This is a genomic window from Streptomyces sp. NPDC014864 (assembly GCF_043081525.1).
GTDB lineage: Bacteria > Actinomycetota > Actinomycetes > Streptomycetales > Streptomycetaceae > Streptomyces.
Genome location: NZ_JBIBWT010000002.1, coordinates 281,746 through 301,636, shown reverse-complemented (window position 1 = coordinate 301,636; position 19,891 = coordinate 281,746). Strand labels below are relative to the sequence as shown.

The following is a 19,891-nucleotide window of genomic DNA, read 5'->3' as shown; positions in this document are numbered from 1 at the left end:
CGCCCCCGCGGGGGCCGGTCGTCAGCTCTTCGGCATCAGGACGGTGTCGATGATGTAGACGTTGGCGTTGGCGGTCCTGACGTTGCCGCAGACCACCTTGGCGGAGTCGTCGACCATGTAGGACTCGCCCGAGCCGGAGATGCTGAGCCTGGACTTCTCCAGCGTGTCGAAGGAGCCGTTCTCCAGGTCCTCGGGGGCGAGCTTCTTGCCCACCACGTGGTAGGTGAGGATCTTCGTCAGCTGTGCCTTGTCGTTGAGGACCTTGTCGAGCGTCGCCTTGGGGATCTTGGCGAAGGCGTCGTTCGTCGGCGCGAACACGGTGATGTTCTGAGCGTTGTTGAGGGTGTCGACCAGGCCGGCCTTCTTCACCGCCGACACCAGGGTCGACAGCGCCGGGTTGTTGGAGGCCGCCGTCGCGACCGGGTCCTTGGCCATGCCGTCGAACGATCCGGCACCGCTCCTGGGCACCGACGAACAGGCCGGGCCGAACGGCTCGTTCGCGCTCGACGCGTCGCTGCCGGAGCCCGTCATGCTGTCGTCCGACGCGGTGGCCGAGGCCGACGCCCTGCCGGACGAGTCGGACTTGGCGGAGTCGCTGCTGTCGGAGCAGGCGCTCAGCGCGAGCGGCAGTACGGCGGCGGTGGCCACGGTCACGGCGACACGGCGGATACGGGTGTTCATGAGGTTTCTCCTATGGGCAGAGGCGGCGGTCGCCGCCGGTTCATGGGGTGGGGCAGGGGGTCGGCGAGACAGCGGATCAGGGGGCAGGGTCGGAGGGGCAGTTGGTCAGGGGGGAGGGAGTCAGTCGACGGTCACCACGACCGAGTGGTGGCCGCTTGCGCCGTCGGGTTCGGTGCGCGTGCGCCGGGCGGTCTGCACCGCGCCGGTGCGGTCGGTGGCGCGGACGGTGAGGGTGTGGCCGCCCTTGCCGGCCCGCCACGGGAAGGACCACTGGCGCCAGGTGTCGCGGGAGTCCTCGACCGCGAGGGTGGCCTCCTGCCAGGGGCCGTCGTCGACGCGGATCTCGACCCGGTCGATGCCCCGGTGCTGTGCCCAGGCGACACCGGCAACCATCACGGTGCCCGCCCTGGGCCGTGCGAACGGCTTCGGCGTGTCGATGCGGGACTGCGTCTTGACCGGCGCCTCGCGGGCCCACCCCCGCCGGACCCAGTACGGGTCGTACGCGTCGAAGGTGGTGAGCTCGATGTCCTTGATCCACTTGCAGGCGGACACATAGCCGTACAGGCCGGGGACCACCATGCGGACCGGGAAGCCGTGGGCGAAGGGCAGGGGCTCCCCGTTCATCCCGACGGCGAGCAGGGCGTCGCGGCCGTCCATGACGTCCTCGACCGGTGTGCCGATCGTCATGCCGTCCACCGAACGGGCCACGAGCTGCCCGGCCCGGCCGCCCCTGGACGGCGGCCGCACCCCGCACTCGGCCAACAGCTCCGCCAGACGCACGCCGATCCAGCGGGCGTTGCCGACGTACGGGCCGCCGACCTCGTTCGACACGCATGTCAGCGTGATGTCCCGCTCGACGAGTTCGCGTCGCAGCAGGTCGTCGAAGGTGAGCGTGACCGGCTCGCGGACACCCCGGCCGTGGACGCGCAGCCGCCAGGCCCGCGCGTCGACCTTGGGCACCACCAGGGCGGTGTCCACCCGGTAGAAGTCCCCGTTGGGCGTGAGGAACGGGCTGACGCCGTCCGCGCGTACCCGCGCGCCCCGGGGCACCGGCGGTGCCGACGAGGCGGGGCCCGGAAGGACGAGCCTGTTCCGGGAGCCGGCCGCGTCCCGGGCACCGGATCCGCCGAGCGCGCGGCCCAGTACGCCCACACCGGCGGACGCGGCGGCCGCGGCGGTGGCCGTGACGACGAACCCACGGCGGTCCCAGCCCTCGGGACCGCCCCGGCGAGAGCCCACCCGGTCGTCAACGTCCTCACTGGGCACGGAACTCGAGTCGTGCCGAGCAGGCAGCCGTCCCGCCAGCGCGTACAGCAGGAGCGCTCCGGCGGCCGAGCCCACGACGGAGGGCAACGCGTCGACGGGACCGGTGGAGTCCGGCCGGCTGGCCGCCGAGAGCGCCCCGACGGCGCCGAGGACGAGGACCGCGGCCGCGCCGAGCCGGCGGTGCCGTAGCGCCACCAGCCCCACCGCGAGGGCGAACAGGGCGAGCACGAGCAGAATTCCGAGCTGGAGCACCAGCTTGTCGTGGGTGCCGAAATTCCGGATCGCCCAGTCCTTCACCGCGGCGGGCGTACGGTCGACGGCGGCACCGCCCACCGCGACGACGGGACCCGCTTCGGGGCGTACCCACGCGGCCGCCAGTTCGGCGGTGGACAGCGCGGCGAATCCCGCCAGCACGCCGCTGAGCGTGCCCAACGCCGGCCGGGCCCAGGTCCTGGGATGTCGCTGCTGCTCCTGATCGCCTGTCACGTGGGGAATCCGGGCCTGCCGGGGCGGCGGATTGGTCGGCCGCCCGATCGGGCGAACCTTTCCTCCGGACCAATCCGGGCCGGCCGCGGCAACGGATCATTCGTTCCCCTCTATGGCCCTGGGTACCAACCGGACGGTATACAAGCCCCGTTGAACGTGTGACGACCGCGCCGCGGTGCCGGTCGTGCGCGAGGTCCCGGTCCCAGGGGGAGGCTTGGCATGGCGAGCGAGACGCGTGCGGGTGCGGAGGCGGGGGGTCGCCGGTGGCCGGCGGTCGTGGGGGCGGCACTGGGCGGTTGCGTCCTCGTCGCCGCGTCCACGGTGCCCGCCGCGGCGCACGGCACCGGATCCGGGCACGTCACGGAGTACGTGGCGCTCGGCGACTCCTACACCTCGGGTCCGCTCATCCCGCGCCAGGTGGACGCCAACTGTGCCCGCTCGGACCACAACTACCCCTCGCTCGTGGCGGCGGAGCGGGCCCGGACCACGCTCAAGGACGTGAGCTGCAGCGCGGCGAAGACCGACCAGATGTGGGCGTCGCAGGGCACCAACGGTCCCCAACTCGACGCGCTGGGGCGGGGCACCGACCTGGTGACCCTCCAGATCGGCGGCAACGACATGGGGTTCGGCTCCATCATCGCCACCTGCGCCGGCCTCAGTTCCACGGACCCGTCGGGGAATCCGTGCGAGCGCTACTACAACTCGTCCGGGACCGACCGGCTGACGGTCGCCATCGCGCAGACCGCGCCGAAGGTCGACCGTGTGCTGCGGGCCGTGCACTCCAGGGCTCCGCACGCCCGGGTGCTCGTCGTCGGCTATCCGGACCTGCTGCCCGACGACGGCAGCGGCTGCTACCCCTCGGTGCCGTTCGCGGCGAAGGACTTCCCCTATCTGCGGGACACCGGGAAGCGGCTGAACCTGATGCTCCGGCTGGTCGCCGCCTGGAACCACGTGGAGTACGTCGACACCTACGGGCCCACGGTCGGCCACGACATGTGCAAGGCCCCGGCCGACCGCTGGATCGAGCCCCTGGCGCCTGCCTCCCCCGCGGCCCCCGCGCACCCCAACGCCAAGGGCGAGGAGGCCATGGCGCGCGCCGTGACGGAGCGGCTGGCCGAGGGACACGGACGCGGCTGAGCGCACCGGACGACCCGGCGAACCGGCCGCGCCTCGGCCGAGCGGACCCGGACACGGCCGAGCGCACCGCACGCGGCGGACAGACCTGTGCCGGCCACGCCCGGCCGGGGGCCGGCTGCCTCCGGCCGGCGCGCGCGGCCCGGTGCCCGCTCGCAGCAGCGGGCCTCCTCCGATCGGGTGCGCGCGGGCCACGGCGCCGACGGCCGGGCCGCCGCTGCGATCACGCTGGGACGGTGCCGCCCGCCCGAGGCCGGCACCCCCGCGAGCGAGGAGAAGAGGATGCCCATCGACACCGTAGAGCGGTTCCTGGCGGCGCTCAGTCCGCACCACCGGGAGCACGTCGAGCGGTTGCCGCGCGAGGAGCAGGACAGACTCGCCGCCGCCTGGGAGGCGGAGCTGGAGCAGGACACCGATCTCGACACCCTGAGCGAGCTGTCGCCCGCCGCGGCGGAGAGCGAGGCGGCGGCCCGGGTGGCGAAGAAACTGTTCGAGTAGGTGGTGGCCGGCACCCGGGCGGGCGGCCGTTCCCGGGCCGGCCGCCCGGGTGCGCACGGCGAACAGAACGGCGGAAGAATTCCCTGTTCGGAGGGCGGCACGGCGCACCTTTTGCGGCGTCGAGCGGGGGCATACGGGACAAACGCGTGGGATTTGGAATCTGCTCGAACTGTGTCCGACCATGGGCTCGGCCCGGCGATCCCGGGCATCTGTTCGAAGAGAGGCGCACCACCCCATGCACGTCACCGGAACCGTCCCGCAGCCGGCTCCGGCCCCGCAGGAGATCCCCGCGGCCCCCACGCCCGCCACCGAGCCCGCCGGCTCCCCCGGCAGGCACGCCCGCCACTTCGGGCTGCCCGTCGCCACCGCCCTGGTCATGGGCAACATCATCGGCGGCGGCATCTTCCTGCTCCCGGCCTCCGTAGCCCCGTACGGCACGATCAGTCTGGTCGCCTTCGGCGTCCTGACCGTCGGCGCCATCGCCCTCGCACTGGTCTTCGGCCGGCTGGCCGAGCGCCATCCGGACACCGGCGGGCCGTACGTCTACGCCCGGGAGGCCTTCGGCGACTTCGCCGGCTTCCTCGCCGCCTGGGCATACTGGATCACCACCTGGGTGTCGAACGCGGCGCTCGCCGTCGCCGCCGTCGGCTACCTCGACGTACTGATCCCGGTCGGCGGCCACCGCTGGACCGCCTGTCTGGCCGCGCTCGCCCTGCAGTGGCTGCCCGCGCTGGCCAACTTCGCGGGCACCCGGTACGTCGGCGCCGTGCAACTCGTCTCCACCGTGCTCAAGTTCGCGCCGCTGCTGCTCGTCGCGGTGGGCGGGCTGTTCTTCTTCGACGCGGACAACCTCGGCCCGTTCCGGGCGAGCGGCGGCAGCGCGATCGGCGCGGTCTCCGCCTCCGCCGCGATCCTGCTCTTCTCCTACCTCGGGGTCGAGTCCGCCGCCGTCAGCGCGGGCGAGGTGAAGGACGCCCGGCGCAACGTGGGCCGGGCCTCGGTCATCGGCACCGTGGGCGCCGCGCTCGTCTATCTGCTGGGCACGCTGTCCGTCTTCGGCACGGTCGCCCACGACCGTCTGGTGAAGTCCACCGCGCCGTTCTCGGACGCCGTGAACGCCATGTTCGGCGGCAGCTGGGGTGGTTGGGCCGTGGCGCTCGCCGCGCTGGTGTCGATGACCGGCTGCCTCAACGGCTGGACGCTGCTGAGCGCGCAGACCCCGTACGCCGCGGCGCGCGACGGACTGTTCCCCGCCGCCTTCGCACGCCGCCGGCGGGGCGTCCCGACGGTCGGCGTCGGTGTCACCGTCGTCCTGGCCTCGCTGCTCACGGTCTACAACTACACGTCGGGCTCGGCCAGGGTGTTCGAGATCCTGGTCCTGGTCACCACGTTCACCGCGACCGTGCCGTATCTGCTGGCCACCGCCGCACAGCTCTTCCACCTGGTGTCCGGGCGCCGCGAGCGGGTGAACCGGGCGCGGCTGGTGCGCGACGCCGTGGTCGCCTCGGTCGCCGCCGCCTTCTCGATCTGGCTCGTCGCCGGCGCCGGATACGCGGCCGTGTACCAGGGGGTGCTGTTCCTGTTCGCGGGCATCCTCGTCTACGCCGTGCTGGCGGCCAGGCGGCAGAGGGCGCGGACCGCGGCCTGAGCACCGACCGACGAGACCGCACTTTTCGGCCAGGACTGAAAGGGGCGCGGTCCGGCACCCGCCTGGGCCAGGCTGGGGACACTGTCGCACGACAGGTCCTGTCCCCCTGTCCCCGGAGGTCGATCGATGCACGCCACCAGACGCCTGTTGTGCCTGGGAGCCTCGGTTCTGCTGGCACTGGCCGTCCAGACCGGTCACGCCGGCGCACACGCGCTGCCCGGCACCTACGTCGTGTCCCGGGACCCCGGTGTCCTGCCGGAGGGCATCGCCGTGGGGCGCGACGGCACGATGTACGTGTCCTCCGACGGCACCGGGCGGCTCTACCGCGGGAACGTGCACCGGCCCGGCCTGAGCCCGTTCCCCGCCCAGGACCTCGAGGGCCGTACGAGCACGCTGGGCGTCCACACCGATGCCCGCGGGCGCGTCTTCTCGGTGGGCGGCGCGACCCTCATGGTGCACGACCGGCGGGGCCGACTGCTGCAGACCCGGACGGCGCAGGGCGGGCCGCTCGGCCCCTCCGACCTCAACGACCTGGTCATCACCCAGGACGCCGTGTACGCCACCGACTGGGCCAACCCGGTGGTGTACCGGGCCGACCTGCGCGACGGCCGGCTGGGATCGCTGGTGCCGTGGCTGGACATCCGTTCCGCGTTCCCGCAGTTCCCGGCGCGGTACTGGCTGCTGAACGGCATCGTGGCCGACCGGACGGGCAGGACCCTGCTGGTGGCCTCCAACGGCACGGAGGCGGTGTGGCGGGTGGACACCACCACCCGTGCCGTCGAGCAGCTGCGGCTCGGCGGCCAGTCCTTCGGCGCCGACGGCATGGTGCTGCGCGACCGCACCCTGTACGCCGTCCTCAACTACGGCGCCCCGCACGGGGTCTACATCGCCGAGCTGAGCGAGGACCTGCGCAGCGGAGAGGTCGAGCACCGGATCACGGACGAGCGGTTCGACCTGCCGACCACGCTCGCCCGGCACGACTGCCGCCTCTACGTGGTCAACAGCCAGAACGACCACGCCCCTGGCACACCCCCGTACACGGTCACCGCGATCGACGACCCGACCTGCCCCGGGGCCGGTGAACCGGACGGCACCCCGGGCGGGTGACGAACGCGTCAGCGGCCGACGATCGTGAAGCTGCGCCAGGGGGCGCTCCCCGCGACGACGTTGTCGGAGGACTGCGTGGCCAGGTAGGTGGACTGCCCGTTCGCGGGCTCGGCGCAGTTGTCGCCCTGGTACAGGATGATGTCGTTCTGCGTGAAGTTGTCGACGTGGGTCGCGCCCCGGGCGAAGCGGTGGCATCCGCCGACCGCCGGGTTCGAGATGACCTGCCGGTAGGCGGCGGCCGCGTCCCGGGCGATGATCGTGCCGAGCGCATGGTCGGTGCAGCCCACCAGCGCGATGCCGAGCAGCGCCGTGCCGGTGGCCGCGGTCAGCGGCCGTGAGACGGGCATCGGGCCTCCTGTGCCGGGACGGGGAACGGGCTGGGACGTCGCCCGACACCACTGTCCGCCGGATTCGGCGGGCGCGCCCGGTACGTACGGCCGATGCGGTGACGCGGACGCGTCCGCGGAACCGCTGTGCCGGGGTCCGCCGGGGCGGCGCTCCCCCGGCGTCGTGCGCCCCCGCAGGTGATCGCGCGCCCCCTGCTCCGGCCCGCCCTGTCGCCGAATCCCCCCGGAATTGTCCGTGATCGGTAACGGGCGGATCCCGCGGCCGCCTTTCTCCGTCCTGACGAATGCACGGAGTTCACGGAGACGGCAGGAAACGGGGCGGACATGGTGCGGCATGGCGGACGGAGCTGGCACGGCCGGGTGCTCGCGGCGGCGATCGGGGTGACGGCGGTGGCCGCCGCCACCTCGGTGTGGACCGCGCAGGCCGATTCCGTCGCGGGGCGGGGCCGTCCCGCCGCCTCGGCCCGGCCCGCGGCGCCGGGCGGCGCCCAGGGCCGCGCGGGGGTGCCGGTGTCGGTGGACATCGCCCACGCCTCGGACCACGGCGCCCGGGGCGTCAACATCACCATCGACGACGGACCGGACCCCGTCTGGACGCCGCAGGTCCTGCGGGTGCTGAAGGAGAACGGGGTGAAGGCCACGTTCTGCATGGTGGGCACCCAGGCCCAGGCGCACCCGGACATGGTCCGGGCCGTGGTCGCGGCCGGGCACCGGCTGTGCGACCACACCGTGTCCCACGACACCACCATGGACACCAAGTCCGAGGCCTACCAGTCCCAGCAGATCGTGGACGCGGAACGGATGATCACCAAGGCGTCCGGGGGCGTCCGCCCCCTGTACTACCGCGCTCCCGGGGGCGCCTTCACCCCCTACAGCCGCCGGCTCGCCGCCTCCCGGGGGATGCGGCCGCTCGGCTGGAACGCCGACTCCAAGGACTTCGAGCGTCCCGGCACCGCCGTCATGGTCGCCACCGTGAAGAGGGAGATCTCCAACGGCCCGACCGTCCTCTTCCACGACGCGGGCGGCGACCGCTCCCAGACGGTGGCCGCGCTGCGCGAGCTGCTGCCGTGGCTGAAGCAGCAGGGATACTCCTTCGGGTTCCCGGTGCGCTGACCCACCGGGACGCACCGCGAGACGGTCCGGCCCCGCCTCCGGACGGTGCCGGGGACGGGGCCGGACCTCACGCGTCCGCGCGGCGGCTCAGGACACCTCGACGAGCAGGTCGCCGCCCTCCACCTGCTGGACGCGGTTGATGGCCAGCCTGTTCACCCGGCCCCCCTTCGGCGCGGTGATGGTCGCCTCCATCTTCATCGCCTCGATGGTGGCCACGGTCGCCCCGGCCTCCACCTCGTCGCCCTCCGCGACCGTGAGCGTGACCACGCCCGCGAACGGCGCCGCCACATGCCCGGGGTTGGACCGGTCGGCCTTCTCGGTCACCGGCACGTCGGAGGCGGCGGCCGCGTCGCGGACCTGGATCGGCCGCAGCTGGCCGTTCAGCGTGGACATCACGGTGCGCATACCGCGCTCGTCCGCCTCGCCCACGGCCTGGAGTTCGATGAGCAGCCGCACACCGGGTTCGAGGTCGACGCCGTACTCCTTCGCGGGACGCAGGCCGTAGAAGAAGGCCTTGCTGTCCAGCACGCTGGTGTCGCCGTAGGCCTGGCGATGGTTCTCGAACTCACGCGTCGGGCCGGGAAACAGCAGCCGGTTGAGCGTCGCACGGGGGGACTTCTCCAGACCCGCCCGGTCCTCGGCGCTCAGCTCCTGCACGGGCTTGGCCTCCGTGCGGCCCTGCAGGGCCTTGGTGCGGAACGGCTCCGGCCAGCCGCCCGGCGGGGTCCCCAGCTCGCCGCGCAGGAAGCCGATGACCGAGTCGGGGATGTCGAACCGGTCCGGCGTCGCCTCGAAGTCCTCCGGGGAGACCCCGGCGCCCACCAGGTGCAGGGCGAGGTCGCCGACCACCTTCGACGACGGGGTCACCTTGACCAGGTGGCCCAGGATGCGGTCGGCGGCGGCGTACATCGCCTCGATCTCCTCGAAGCGGTCGCCCAGGCCCAGCGCGACGGCCTGGGTGCGCAGGTTGGAGAGCTGACCGCCGGGGATCTCGTGGTGGTAGACGCGCCCGGTCGGCGAGGCCAGGCCCGCCTCGAACGGCGCGTAGATCTTGCGGACGCTCTCCCAGTACGGCTCCAGGTCGCCGACGGCCTGGAGGTCGAGGCCGGTCGGCCGCTCGGAGTGGTCGGTGGCGGCGACGATCGCCGACAGCGACGGCTGCGAGGTGGTGCCGGCCATCGACGCCACGGCGCCGTCCACCGCGTCGGCGCCCGCCTGGATCGCGGCGAGGTAGGTGGCGAGCTGACCGCCCGCGGTGTCGTGGGTGTGCAGGTGGACCGGGAGGTCGAACTCCCGGCGCAGCGCCGTCACCAGCTTCGCGGCGGCCGGGGCGCGCAGCAGCCCTGCCATGTCCTTGACGGCGAGGACGTGCGCGCCGGCCTCCACGATCTGCTCGGCCAGGCGGAGGTAGTAGTCCAGGGTGTACAGGCGTTCGGCGGGGTCGGACAGGTCGGCGGTGTAGCACAGGGCGACCTCGGCGATCGCGGTCCCGGTCTCCCGTACGGCGTCGATGGCGGGGCGCATCTGGCCGACGTCGTTGAGCGCGTCGAAGATGCGGAAGATGTCGATGCCGGTGGCCGCGGCCTCCTGGACGAAGGCGTCGGTGACCTCCGTCGGATACGGCGTGTAGCCCACGGTGTTGCGGCCCCGCAGCAGCATCTGCAGGCAGATGTTGGGCACGGCCGCGCGCAGGGCGGCCAGGCGCTCCCAGGGGTCCTCGGCGAGGAAGCGCAGAGCGACGTCGTAGGTGGCGCCGCCCCAGCACTCCAGGGAGAGCAGCTCGGGCAGGGTGTGCGCCACGACCGGGGCGACGGCGAGGAGGTCCTTGGTGCGCACCCGGGTGGCGAGCAGGGACTGGTGGGCGTCGCGGAAGGTGGTGTCGGTGACGCCGATGGTCGGCGACTCGCGCAGCCGGCGCGCGAAGCCCTCCGGGCCCAGTTCGACCAGGCGCTGCCGGGAGCCCGCGGGCGGTTCGCCGGTGGGCGGCGCGGGCAGCTTGCCGACCGGGTCGATCAGCTCGGGGCGCTCGCCGTGCGGCTTGTTGACCGTGACGTCGGCGAGGTAGGTGAGCAGCTTGGTTCCGCGGTCGGCGGAGGAGCGCGCGGTGAGCAGGTGCGGCCGCTGCTCGATGAAGCCCGTCGTGACCCGCCCGGCCTGGAAGTCCGGGTCGTCCAGGACGGCCTGCAGGAACGGGATGTTGGTGGCCACGCCGCGGATGCGGAACTCGGCCACGGCGCGCCGGGCCCGCCCGATCGCGGCCCGGAAGTCCCGTCCGCGGCAGGTGAGCTTGACGAGCATCGAGTCGAAGTGGGCGCTGATCTCCGTACCGGCGTGGGTGGTTCCGCCGTCCAGCCGGATGCCCGAGCCACCCGGCGAGCGGTAGGCGCTGATCCTGCCGGTGTCCGGGCGGAAGCCGTTGGCCGGGTCCTCGGTGGTGATACGGCACTGGAGCGCGGCGCCGCGCACCGTGATCGTGTCCTGGGAGAGCCCCAGGTCGGCGAGCGTCTCTCCGGCGGCGATGCGCAGCTGGGACTGGACCAGGTCGACGTCGGTGATCTCCTCGGTCACCGTGTGCTCGACCTGGATGCGCGGGTTCATCTCGATGAAGACGTGGTTGCCGTCGCGGTCGAGCAGGAACTCGACCGTGCCCGCGTTGCGGTAGCCGATCTCGCGGGCGAACCGCACCGCGTCGGCGCAGATCCGGTCGCGCAGTTCCGGGTCGAGGTTCGGCGCGGGCGCGAGCTCGATCACCTTCTGGTGGCGGCGCTGGAGCGAGCAGTCGCGCTCGAACAGGTGGATGACGCCGCCCTGCCCGTCGGCGAGGATCTGCACCTCGATGTGGCGCGGGTCGACGACGGCCTTCTCCAGGAAGACGGTCGGGTCGCCGAACGCGGACGCCGCCTCGCGGGACGCCGCCTCGATGGACTCGCGCAGCGCCGCCGGGTCCTCGACCCGGCGCATGCCGCGGCCGCCGCCGCCCGCGACCGCCTTCACGAACACCGGGAAGCCGACGTCCTCGGCGGCGCGGACGAGTTCGTCGACGTCGGTGGAGGGCGCGGACGAGCCGAGCACCGGCACGCCGGCCGCCCGGGCGGCCGCCACCGCGCGGGCCTTGTTCCCCGTCAGTTCCAGGGTGTCGGCGTCCGGCCCGACGAAGGTGATGCCAGCCTCCTCGCAGGCGCGGGCCAGTTCCGGGTTCTCGGACAGGAAGCCGTAGCCCGGGTAGACCGCGTCGGCTCCCGCGCTGCGTGCCGCGCGGACGACCTCCTCCACGGAGAGGTAGGCGCGCACGGGGTGCCCCGGCTCGCCGATCTCGTACGCCTCGTCGGCCTTCAGCCGGTGCAGCGAGTTGCGGTCCTCGTAGGGGAAGACGGCGACCGTTCTCGCGCCGAGTTCATAGCCGGCGCGGAACGCGCGAATCGCAATCTCGCCGCGGTTGGCGACGAGCACCTTGCGGAACATCCTGGATCCCTTCGGCCTGGCGGTGGGAGGACCATGGTGTCGGCGTCGCCCCGGTCACGCCATGTGAGTCGGGCCACTCGCCCGGGGGTGTCCACGCGGCGGGGCCGCGGCCGGCGGGCCGATGACCGCCGATGCTGTTGGATGGGACACGGGTGGGCGTTCGGGGGGAAGGGACGGTAAGGGTGGCCGACGTGCCGGCGCGTGACGGGGACGCCCGCCGGGAGCCGCGCCCGGGCCCGGGCGCCGCGGACGGGAGACGACGAGTGAGTGACCAGCAGGGCCGCGACTGGACGCGGATGACCCCGGGCGACTTCGACCGGGACGAGCCGCTGCGTCTGGCCGTGTCCGCCGGGCCCACCGCGATACCGGCCGAGCCGGACGAGTGCGGCACGGACCCGCTGTTCGGCGACGAGCAGCCCGCCCGGCGCACCGCCCCCCGTCCCTCCCGCCCCGCCGCGCCCGTGGAGCAGGACGGGCTGTTCTGAGCGGTCCGAGGTTCCGACGCACGCGACCGGGCGGGCGTCCGCAGCCGGGCGGGCGCCCGCGCCCGGCTCACCCGTCGGTGGCCTCGCCGGACCGGTCGCGCAGGCGTGCGCGTTGCGGTACGACGACATAGGCCGGGTCCTTGGTCGAGGCGACGCCCGCGTCGAAGACGCCGAAGCGTTGCAGGACGCTGCCGGCGAGGAGGGCCAGTCCGGCCGCCGCGGCCGCCGGGCGGCTGCGGCGTGCGACGGTGACGGCGGCGAGCGCCCCGCCGAGGGTGAGGAACTCCGAGGCCCGGCGCAGGCGGTGGGCCCGGCCGCGGGTGTAGGCCTTCGTCTCGAAGTCCGGGCGGTGGTCGACGAGCCGCGCTGCGGCGAGTTCGGCCGTCGCGCCGAGTGCGGCCAGGCGCCGGGCGGGGCCCGCCTCGCTCACCGGCGCCAGCAGCATCCCGAGCCCGGCGCCGCTCGCGGCGGCGGAGCCGGTGAACACGAAGGGCAGTTCGCGGCGGGCCTCGTGCCAGGCCGGCACGGCGGTCTGGGAGAGCAGGACGGCCGTGTAGGAGGCGAGGGCGGGGGCGAGGGCTGCCGCGGACAGGCCGCCGAGGCGGCCGGCCCCGCGCAGCAGCCTTCCGGCCGGGCCGGCGTGCCAGGAGGCGGGCAGCAGTTCGGTGACGGCGGCCAGGCCGCTGCCGGGGCCGTAGGCGACGAGGATCCAGGTGCCGACGGACATCGGTGAGCTGGGCTTGGCGACCCGCAGCATGTGGTGGAAGCGTTCGGGACGGCCGAGGTCGGCGACGAGCAGATAGGTGCTGGCCAGCAGGGCGCCGAAGCCGCCGAGGCGGCCGGTGCGGCGCAGCGCCGGGCGTCCGGTCAGGTCGGCGCCCGCGGCGAGCAGCGCGGCGCCGGCCGACAGGCCGCCGGTGAACAGGTAGGCCGGGACCTTCCACTCCCACACGGGCGGCTTCAGCACCGGCCGTCCGTAGTAGGAGCGGAACTCGGCCCTGGGCACGGTGGTCTGCTCGCCGCGCCCTCCGCGGTCGCGGCCCGAGCTGAAGGTGCGCGCCCGGACGTCGGCGGCGCCCTCGTCGCTGCGCGGCTCGCGCAGGAGTCCGTCGTCGTCGGTCATCGGCGGTCTCCCTTGACGAAGACGGCGGCGGCCGCCGCCAGCAGGGCCGAGGCGGCCACCCCGGCGTACTTCCACATGGCCGGCAGGTCGCGGGTGGGGACCACGGGGTCCGGGGGCAGGCCGTAGACCTCCGGTTCGTCGAGCAGCAGGAAGAAGGCGCCGTCGCCGCCGACACCGTCGTCGGGGTCGCGGCCGTACAGGCGTGCCTCGGGCACTCCGGCCTCGTGCAGCTGTTCCAGGCGCCGGTCGGCCCGTTCACGCAGCTCGTCGAGCGGCCCGAACTGGATGGAGTCGGTGGGGCAGGCCTTGGCGCAGGCCGGTTCCATGCCGCCGCGCAGCCGGTCGTAGCACAGGGTGCACTTCCAGGCGCGGCCGTCGTCGGGCCGCCGGTCGATGACGCCGTAGGGGCAGCCGGAGACGCAGTAGCCGCAGCCGTTGCAGATGTCGGGCTGCACCACGACGGAGCCGAACTCGGTGCGGAACAGCGCCCCGGTGGGGCAGACGTCGAGGCATCCGGCGTGGGTGCAGTGCTTGCACACGTCGGACGACATCAGCCAGCGGAAGTCGGTGCGGGTCTCGGGTCCGGTGCCGGCGCCGGGCAGGCCGAAGGAGGGGAACCCCAGGTCCACCGGTCCGGTGCCGAGTTCGCCGCCGCCGCGGGGGCTGTCCCGCAGGGCGTCCGCGACCACTTCGGTGGTGGCGGCGGTGCCGGAGGGGCCGGTGGGCAGGCCGGAGAGCCCCGCGTCCTGCCGGCCCAGCGGGCGTTCCTGCTCGATGAAGGCGACGTGCCGCCAGGAACTGGCGCCGAGCATGCCGGTGTTGTCGTACGACATGCCCAGCAGGTCCAGGCCGTCCTCGGGGACGTCGTTCCACTCCTTGCAGGCCACTTCGCACGCCTTGCAGCCGATGCACACGGAGGTGTCGGTGAAGAAGCCGACCCGGGGCGGGTGGTCGCGGTGGCCGGCGTCGGCGGCGGGGTCCTCCAGGGGCCCGTAGAAGCTGTGCTCGTCCGTCATGGGGTGTCCTCCGGCCCGTCGTCGGGTTCGATGTGGGCCGGCCTGTGGTGGTCGCCGGCCGTCACGATGCGGGTCCCGGTGTGCGGTGTGATCCCGGCCCGGCGTCGGTAGTCCTCGACGTACTCCAGCAGGGCGGGTCCCCGCGGCCTTCGCCCGGGGCGGATGTCGCAGGTCAGCACCTTGCTCTCCTGGATCAGGACGTTCGGGTCGACGACCACGCCGAGCAGGTCGTTGACGACGTCGCCGCGGGTGAGACCGGTCTGCCCCCAGTGGTAGGGCATCCAGACCTGGTGGACGGTCCGGTCCTCCACGCGCAGCGGCGCCAGCCGGTCGGTGACGACGACGCGGGCCTCCACCGCGGTGCGGCTGGTGATCACGTGGGCCCAGTCCAGGTGGCGCAGCCCGCGTTCGGCCGCCAGTTCCGGCGACACCTCCACGAACAGCTCCGGCTGCAGCTCCGACAGGTACGGCAGCTGCCGGCTCATGCCGCCGGCGGTGTGGTGCTCGGTCAGCCGGGAGGCGGTGAACACGAAGGGGAACACCTCGCCGTGCTCCTCGGGCCAGGCCGGGTTGGACGGGTTGTCGGGGCGGCCGTAGACCTTGCGGGCCGGATTGGCCTGCTGGCCGTAGAGGAGGTTGCGCACGGGCGACTCGTGCGGCTCGTAGTGGGTGGGCAGCGGGCCGTCCGACAGTCCGGCCGGGGCGAACAGCCACGCCTTGCCGTCGGCCATCATGACGAAGGCGTCCTCGCCGCTCAGTCCCTCCGGGCCCGACGCCCCCTCGGGCGGCCGGTAGTGCGGCGGCTTGTTCTTCTCGAAGTCCGGGATGTCGTGCCCGGTCCACTCGCCGCGCTCCTCGTCCCACCAGATGAGGGCCTTGCGTTCGCTCCAGGGCCGGCCGTCGGGGTCGGCGGAGGCGCGGTTGTAGAGCACGCGCCGGTTCATCGGCCAGGTCCAGCCCCATTCGGCGTCGTACGGGCCCTGCTCGAGGCGGGACTTGCGGCGGCGGGCCTGGTTGACCTCGTCGGCGTAGACGCCGCTGTAGATCCAGCAGCCGCAGGCGGTGGTGCCGTCGGCCCTGAGGTCGGCGTAGCCGCTGACGGCCCGCCCGGTGCGCAGGTCGACGCCGTTGATCCGGCGCAGCACGTCCGCCGCGTCCGGCTCGTCGCCCTCGGTGCGGTAGTCCCAGGCGAGGTCGAGCACGGGTCGGTCGCGGTGGTCGGAGGAGCCGGCCAGCTTCTCGCGCAGGCGCCTGCCCAGGTGGTAGAAGAACCACAGCTCGGACCGCTGGTCTCCGCTGGGCTCGACGGCCTTGTCCCGCCACTGGAGCATCCGCTGGGTCTGGGTGAACGTGCCCGACTTCTCCACGTGCGAGGCCGCGGGGAAGAAGAACACCTCGGTGCGGCAGCGCTCGGTGACGATCTCCCCGGTCTCGATCTCCGGGGCGTCCTTCCAGAACGTGGCGCTCTCGATCATGTTCAGGTCGCGGACGACCAGCCAGTCGAGATTGGCCATGGCCAGGCGTTGCAGACGTCCGTGGGCGGAGCCGACCGCGGGGTTCTGGCCGAGCAGGAAGTAGCCGAAGACCTTCCCGTCGATCATGTCCATGGTGGTGCGATAGGTGCCGTGGTCACCGTTGATGCGGGGCAGGTAGTCGAAGCAGTAGTCGTTCTCCTCGGTGGCGGCGTCGCCCCAGTACTCCTTCAGCATCGAGACGATGTACGCGTCCCCCTTGCTCCAGTAGCCCTTCTGGCCCGGGCGGCGGATCTTGTCCAGGTAGCCGGACAGGTTCTCGTGGGTGGTGTCCGGCATCGGCAGATAGCCGGGCAGCAGGTTGAACAGGGTCGGGATGTCCGTGGAGCCCTGGATGCTGGCGTGGCCGCGCAGCGCGTAGACACCGCCCCCGGGACGGCCGATGTTGCCGAGCAGCAGCTGGACGATCGACCCGGCGCGGATGTACTGCGCGCCGGTGGAGTGCTGCGTCCAGCCGACGCTGTAGACAAGCGCGGTGGTGCGCTCCCGGCCCGAGTTGGCCGTCCAGGCCCGGCACACCTCCAGGAACAGCTCCCGCGGGACCCCGCAGATCCGTTCCACCATCTCCGGGGTGTAGCGGGCGAAGTGCCGCTTGAGCACCTGGAAGACGCACCGCGGGTGCTGCAGGGTGGGGTCGGCCGCCATCTCGCCGGCCCCGCCCTCGACGACCGGGCCGCCGGCGCCGTGCTCGTAGGCTCCCGCCTGCTCCTTGACGCGGTGCCCCGGGCGCTCCTCCTCGGCCTCGACGCTCTCGTAGGCCCAGGTGGAGGAGTCGTAGGAGGCGGTGTGCGGGTCGTAGCCGCTGAACAGGCCGTCCAGGTCCTCGGTGTCCTGGTAGCGCTCGCTCAGCAGGAACGGCGCGTTGGTGTACGCCTGCACGTACTCCTTGAAGTACAGGTCGTGGGTCAGGATGTGGTTGATGACGCCGCCGAGGAAGGCGATGTCGGTGCCGACGCGCAGCGGGACGTGCTGGTCGGCCAGCGCGCTGGTCCGGGTGAACCGCGGGTCGATGTGGAAGACCCGGGCGCCGCGCGCCTTGGCCTCCATCACCCACTGGAACCCGACCGGATGGGCCTCGGCCATGTTCGAGCCCATGATGACGACGCAGTCGGCGTTGACCAGGTCCTGCTGGTAATCGGTGGCGCCGCCGCGTCCGAACGAGGCTCCCAGACCGGGAACCGTGGCGGAGTGTCAAATACGCGCCTGGTTCTCGATCTGCAACGCTCCGATGGCGGTGAACAACTTCTTGATCAGGTAGTTTTCCTCGTTGTCCAGCGTCGCCCCGCCCAGGCTGGCGATGCCCATGGTGCGGCGGAGCGCGTTCCCGTCCTCGTCGGCGTCCTCCCAGCCCCGCTGCCGCGCGTCCAGCACCCGGTCGGCGACCATGTCCATGGCCGTCTCCAGGTCCAGGTCCTGCCACTCGGTGGCGTACGGCGGCCGGTAGCGCACCTTCTGCTCACGCTGCGGGCCGGTGACGAGCTGTTTGCTGGCAGAGCCCTTCGGGCACAGCCGGCCGCGCGAGATGGGGCTGTCCGGGTTGCCCTCGATCTGGACGACCTTCTCGTCCTTGACGTAGACGCGCTGGGCGCAGCCCACCGCGCAGTAGGGGCAGACGGAGTCCGCGACCCGGTCCACGTCGTCCGTCCGGGGCCCCAGGGAGGCCGAGCGCCGGGACTCGGCGGCCTTGCCGCGCCCCAGCGGATCGGTTCCCGTGAGCTGCCGGTACACCGGCCACTCACCGATCCACCGCTTCAGGCCCATACGACCGCTCCTTCGTACGGCGTCACACGCCTCACACCACGGTACGCCGGGCTCGGCCGTCGGCACATCGGCGTCCTCCTCCGGCGACGATCTTGCGATGACGGCGGTCGTGTACCCGCCCGAGGGCGGGCCAGTCATGCCGATCCGCGTCCCGCCGCCCGAACCGAGTCGATGCAGAGTCGATGCGAGTTGAAGCGAAGCGTTCGTGCGGCGCACGGTGGTCGGGCCGAGTCGCCCGGTGCGACCCGGCAGGCGGATCCCCGGGACGTCCCCGGCCGGAGTCCGCCCCGGGCCCCCGACGACGGGGCGCATGCCGCTCGGCAGGAGGAGCAGTCGCCATGACCGCACACGAGACCGCCTCCGGCACCCCCACCAGCACGCCCCTGCGGGCTCCCACGGAGGAGTCCTGCGCCGACGAGGAGCTGGCCGCGCGGTTCGCCGACGGCGACGACTCCTGCCTCGCCGCCGCCTACCACCGGTGGGGATCCCTGGTGTACACGCTCGCCCGGCGGTCGCTGGGCGACGCGGGCGAGGCCGAGGACGTCACGCAGACGGTCTTCCTGGCCGCCTGGCGGGGACGCGCGGGGTTCCACCCCGACCGGGGCGCGCTGTCGGCGTGGCTGGTCGGCATCACCCGGCGGAAGATCGCCGACGCCCTGTCGGCCCGCACCCGGCGTACGGAGCTGGCGGTGGCCGCCGGTTCGACGGCCGTGCTGCGGGCCCCGGACCGGGCCGCGCAGCCGGACGGCGTCCTGGACCGCGTCCTGGTCGGCCACGAGCTGGCCCGCCTGCCGGCCCCCCAGCGCCGCGTGCTCCGCCTGGCGTTCTACGACGACCTGACGCAGCGGCAGATCGCACAGGTCACCGGCTGGCCCCTGGGCACCGTCAAGAGCCACGCCCGGCGCGGACTGCACCGCCTCGCACGCTGTCTGCGGGAGGACGGCGCCGTCGCCCGCACGGCGTGAAACGATGCGTGAACGATGCAGGGGAGAGTCATGGTCGTGTCGAGCCCTGCGAAGTCCACAGCGTCCCCCGACGTGGGCGTGACCACCGGACTCCTGGCGAGGAGACTCGGCGTCTCCCCCACCACACTGCGCTCCTGGGACCGCCGGTACGGGCTGGGCCCCGCGGCGCGCGCGGACGGCCGCCACCGCCGGTGGTCGCCGGACGACGTCGCCATGATGCAGGAGATGTGCCGGCTGACGGCGGCGGGCGTGCCCCCGGCCGAGGCGGCCCGCGCCGCACAGGAATTCGCCCGCGGCCGCACCGCCGCGGATCCGCCGGAGACCTCGTCGCCGCGGGAGGCCTCGCAGCAGGCGGTCCCGTCGGGGTCGGTCTCGGCGCCGGTGTCGTCGGCCCCGGTCCCGCAGTCCTCGATCTCGTCGCCGCCCCTCGCGCAGTCGGCGGGCCCGCGGTCTTCGGTCTCGCGGTCTGCGGATTCGCCGCCGTCGGTCTCGCCGCCGTCCGCGCCGCCGCCCCGGCGCGGGGCGGAGCCGGCCGCCACCGGGTCCTCGGCGCGGCGGGCCTCCCGGTCGGGCAGCGGGCTGCCGCTGGGCGACGTGCGCCAGGAGTGCCGCGGACTGGCGCGCGCCGCCGTGCGCCTGGACGGCGCGGCGGTGCAGGAGCAGGTGGCGGCGGCTGTCCGGGCGTACGGTCTGGTGACCGCCTGGGACGAGGTGCTCGCCCCGACGCTGCGCGCGGTCGGCCGCAAGTGGCAGTCCTCCGGCGACGGTTACGTGGAGGTCGAGCACCTGCTGTCCTGGCACGTCTCCGCGGCGGTGCGTGAGGTGTACGTCGGCTCCGTCCTGCACGGGCGGCGCACGGACTCCTCCCCCGTCGTGCTCGCCGGGCTGCCCGGCGAGCACCACACCCTGCCGATCGAGACGCTGTGCGCGGCGCTGGCGGAGCGGGGGGTGCCGGTCCTCATGCTCGGCGGAGCCGTTCCCGCCGAGGCGCTCGTCGCGGCGGTGCGGCGGGTCGGTCCCGCGGCTGTGGCGCTGTGGTCGCAGTCCCGTTCCACGGCGAGCCCGGCGCTGGCCGGGCACATCGCCGGCCTGCGCTGGGGAGTCCGCGGCGCCCGGCGGCAGAGCCGGGTGCTGCTCCTCGGCCCTGGATGGGGCAGGCGGACGGAACCCGGACTGCTGCGCCCCCACAGCCTGTTGGACACCGTGCGGGCGCTGTCCCCCGTGGAGTCCGGGGGCGAACGGCCGCAATAGACCCGCCTGTTGCCTG

General features: G+C 73.5%; 15 protein-coding genes. 8 read left to right on the top strand and 7 right to left on the bottom strand.

The window, feature by feature from the left end; genetic code table 11:
* Positions 1–21: 21 nt before the first annotated feature.
* Positions 22–681: a fasciclin domain-containing protein gene (locus tag ACF1A5_RS05275; protein WP_392191465.1), complete on the bottom strand. Its 660-nt coding sequence runs from the start codon at positions 679–681 to the stop codon at positions 22–24.
* Between the two features lie 120 nt (positions 682–801).
* On the bottom strand, positions 802–2,433 hold the full coding sequence (locus tag ACF1A5_RS05270; RefSeq protein WP_392191464.1) for a molybdopterin-dependent oxidoreductase: 1,632 nt from the start codon (positions 2,431–2,433) through the stop codon (positions 802–804).
* A gap of 219 nt (positions 2,434–2,652) precedes the next feature.
* Between ACF1A5_RS05270 and ACF1A5_RS05265 the strand changes: the two genes are divergently transcribed.
* The 4 genes from ACF1A5_RS05265 (at position 2,653) to ACF1A5_RS05250 (ending at position 6,820) form a co-directional block, all read left to right on the top strand.
* Positions 2,653–3,570 (top strand): SGNH/GDSL hydrolase family protein, encoded by a 918-nt coding sequence (locus tag ACF1A5_RS05265; protein WP_392191463.1) that lies wholly within the window; start codon positions 2,653–2,655, stop codon positions 3,568–3,570.
* 279 nt (positions 3,571–3,849) lie between these two features.
* On the top strand, positions 3,850–4,065 hold the full coding sequence (locus ACF1A5_RS05260; protein WP_356192131.1) for a hypothetical protein: 216 nt from the start codon (positions 3,850–3,852) through the stop codon (positions 4,063–4,065).
* Between the two features lie 235 nt (positions 4,066–4,300).
* Complete coding sequence (locus ACF1A5_RS05255) at positions 4,301–5,713, top strand: amino acid permease (protein ID WP_392191462.1); 1,413 nt, start codon at positions 4,301–4,303, stop codon at positions 5,711–5,713.
* A gap of 126 nt (positions 5,714–5,839) precedes the next feature.
* Positions 5,840–6,820, top strand: coding sequence for a hypothetical protein (locus ACF1A5_RS05250; RefSeq protein ID WP_392191461.1), 981 nt, complete (start codon positions 5,840–5,842; stop codon positions 6,818–6,820).
* Positions 6,821–6,828: 8 nt separating this feature from the next.
* Here the strand turns inward: ACF1A5_RS05250 and ACF1A5_RS05245 are convergent, their stop codons facing one another.
* A complete protein-coding gene (locus ACF1A5_RS05245; RefSeq protein WP_392191460.1) occupies positions 6,829–7,167 on the bottom strand; it encodes a hypothetical protein in 339 nt (112 codons plus the stop codon).
* A gap of 324 nt (positions 7,168–7,491) precedes the next feature.
* On the opposite strand from ACF1A5_RS05245, the gene ACF1A5_RS05240 reads away from it, so the two are divergent.
* Complete coding sequence (locus tag ACF1A5_RS05240) at positions 7,492–8,280, top strand: polysaccharide deacetylase family protein (protein ID WP_392191459.1); 789 nt, start codon at positions 7,492–7,494, stop codon at positions 8,278–8,280.
* 87 nt (positions 8,281–8,367) lie between these two features.
* On the opposite strand, the gene ACF1A5_RS05235 is transcribed toward ACF1A5_RS05240, so the two are convergent.
* Positions 8,368–11,742, bottom strand: a complete 3,375-nt coding sequence (locus ACF1A5_RS05235) for a pyruvate carboxylase (RefSeq protein ID WP_392191458.1) — start codon at positions 11,740–11,742, stop codon at positions 8,368–8,370.
* Positions 11,743–12,005: 263 nt separating this feature from the next.
* Here ACF1A5_RS05235 and ACF1A5_RS05230 point away from each other — a divergent pair, with 263 nt between their 5' ends.
* Entirely contained in the window at positions 12,006–12,227 is a 222-nt protein-coding gene (locus ACF1A5_RS05230) for a hypothetical protein (protein WP_392191457.1), read from the top strand.
* Positions 12,228–12,294: 67 nt separating this feature from the next.
* On the opposite strand, the gene nrfD is transcribed toward ACF1A5_RS05230, so the two are convergent.
* The 3 genes from nrfD to fdh are packed head-to-tail and all read right to left on the bottom strand — an operon-like array spanning position 12,295 to position 17,659.
* Positions 12,295–13,350 carry an NrfD/PsrC family molybdoenzyme membrane anchor subunit gene (nrfD, locus tag ACF1A5_RS05225; protein ID WP_392191456.1) on the bottom strand — a complete coding sequence of 352 codons (1,056 nt, stop codon included), beginning with the start codon at positions 13,348–13,350 and terminating at the stop codon, positions 12,295–12,297.
* On the bottom strand, positions 13,347–14,366 hold the full coding sequence (locus ACF1A5_RS05220) for a 4Fe-4S dicluster domain-containing protein (protein ID WP_392191455.1): 1,020 nt from the start codon (positions 14,364–14,366) through the stop codon (positions 13,347–13,349). Before ACF1A5_RS05220 ends, nrfD begins: the two co-directional genes overlap by 4 nt.
* Entirely contained in the window at positions 14,363–17,659 is a 3,297-nt protein-coding gene (gene fdh / locus ACF1A5_RS05215) for a formate dehydrogenase (RefSeq protein ID WP_392191454.1), read from the bottom strand. Before fdh ends, ACF1A5_RS05220 begins: the two co-directional genes overlap by 4 nt.
* A gap of 338 nt (positions 17,660–17,997) precedes the next feature.
* On the opposite strand from fdh, the gene ACF1A5_RS05210 reads away from it, so the two are divergent.
* Both ACF1A5_RS05210 and ACF1A5_RS05205 read left to right on the top strand, forming a co-directional pair.
* The gene (locus ACF1A5_RS05210; protein ID WP_392191453.1) at positions 17,998–18,624 is read left to right on the top strand and encodes an RNA polymerase sigma factor; all 627 of its coding nucleotides are present in this window, start codon (positions 17,998–18,000) and stop codon (positions 18,622–18,624) included.
* 36 nt (positions 18,625–18,660) lie between these two features.
* Entirely contained in the window at positions 18,661–19,875 is a 1,215-nt protein-coding gene (locus ACF1A5_RS05205) for a MerR family transcriptional regulator (RefSeq protein WP_392191452.1), read from the top strand.
* The last annotated feature ends 16 nt before the right edge of the window (positions 19,876–19,891 follow it).

Coding starts and splice junctions, on each gene's coding strand:
- ACF1A5_RS05245 (WP_392191460.1), bottom strand. CDS start 7,167: ATGCCCGTCTCACGGCCGCTGACCGCGGCCACCGGCACGGCGCTGCTC.
- ACF1A5_RS05265 (WP_392191463.1), top strand. CDS start 2,653: ATGGCGAGCGAGACGCGTGCGGGTGCGGAGGCGGGGGGTCGCCGGTGG.
- ACF1A5_RS05275 (WP_392191465.1), bottom strand. CDS start 681: ATGAACACCCGTATCCGCCGTGTCGCCGTGACCGTGGCCACCGCCGCC.
- nrfD (WP_392191456.1), bottom strand. CDS start 13,350: ATGACCGACGACGACGGACTCCTGCGCGAGCCGCGCAGCGACGAGGGC.
- ACF1A5_RS05220 (WP_392191455.1), bottom strand. CDS start 14,366: ATGACGGACGAGCACAGCTTCTACGGGCCCCTGGAGGACCCCGCCGCC.
- ACF1A5_RS05260 (WP_356192131.1), top strand. CDS start 3,850: ATGCCCATCGACACCGTAGAGCGGTTCCTGGCGGCGCTCAGTCCGCAC.
- ACF1A5_RS05235 (WP_392191458.1), bottom strand. CDS start 11,742: ATGTTCCGCAAGGTGCTCGTCGCCAACCGCGGCGAGATTGCGATTCGC.
- ACF1A5_RS05250 (WP_392191461.1), top strand. CDS start 5,840: ATGCACGCCACCAGACGCCTGTTGTGCCTGGGAGCCTCGGTTCTGCTG.
- ACF1A5_RS05255 (WP_392191462.1), top strand. CDS start 4,301: ATGCACGTCACCGGAACCGTCCCGCAGCCGGCTCCGGCCCCGCAGGAG.
- ACF1A5_RS05210 (WP_392191453.1), top strand. CDS start 17,998: ATGACCGCACACGAGACCGCCTCCGGCACCCCCACCAGCACGCCCCTG.
- ACF1A5_RS05240 (WP_392191459.1), top strand. CDS start 7,492: ATGGTGCGGCATGGCGGACGGAGCTGGCACGGCCGGGTGCTCGCGGCG.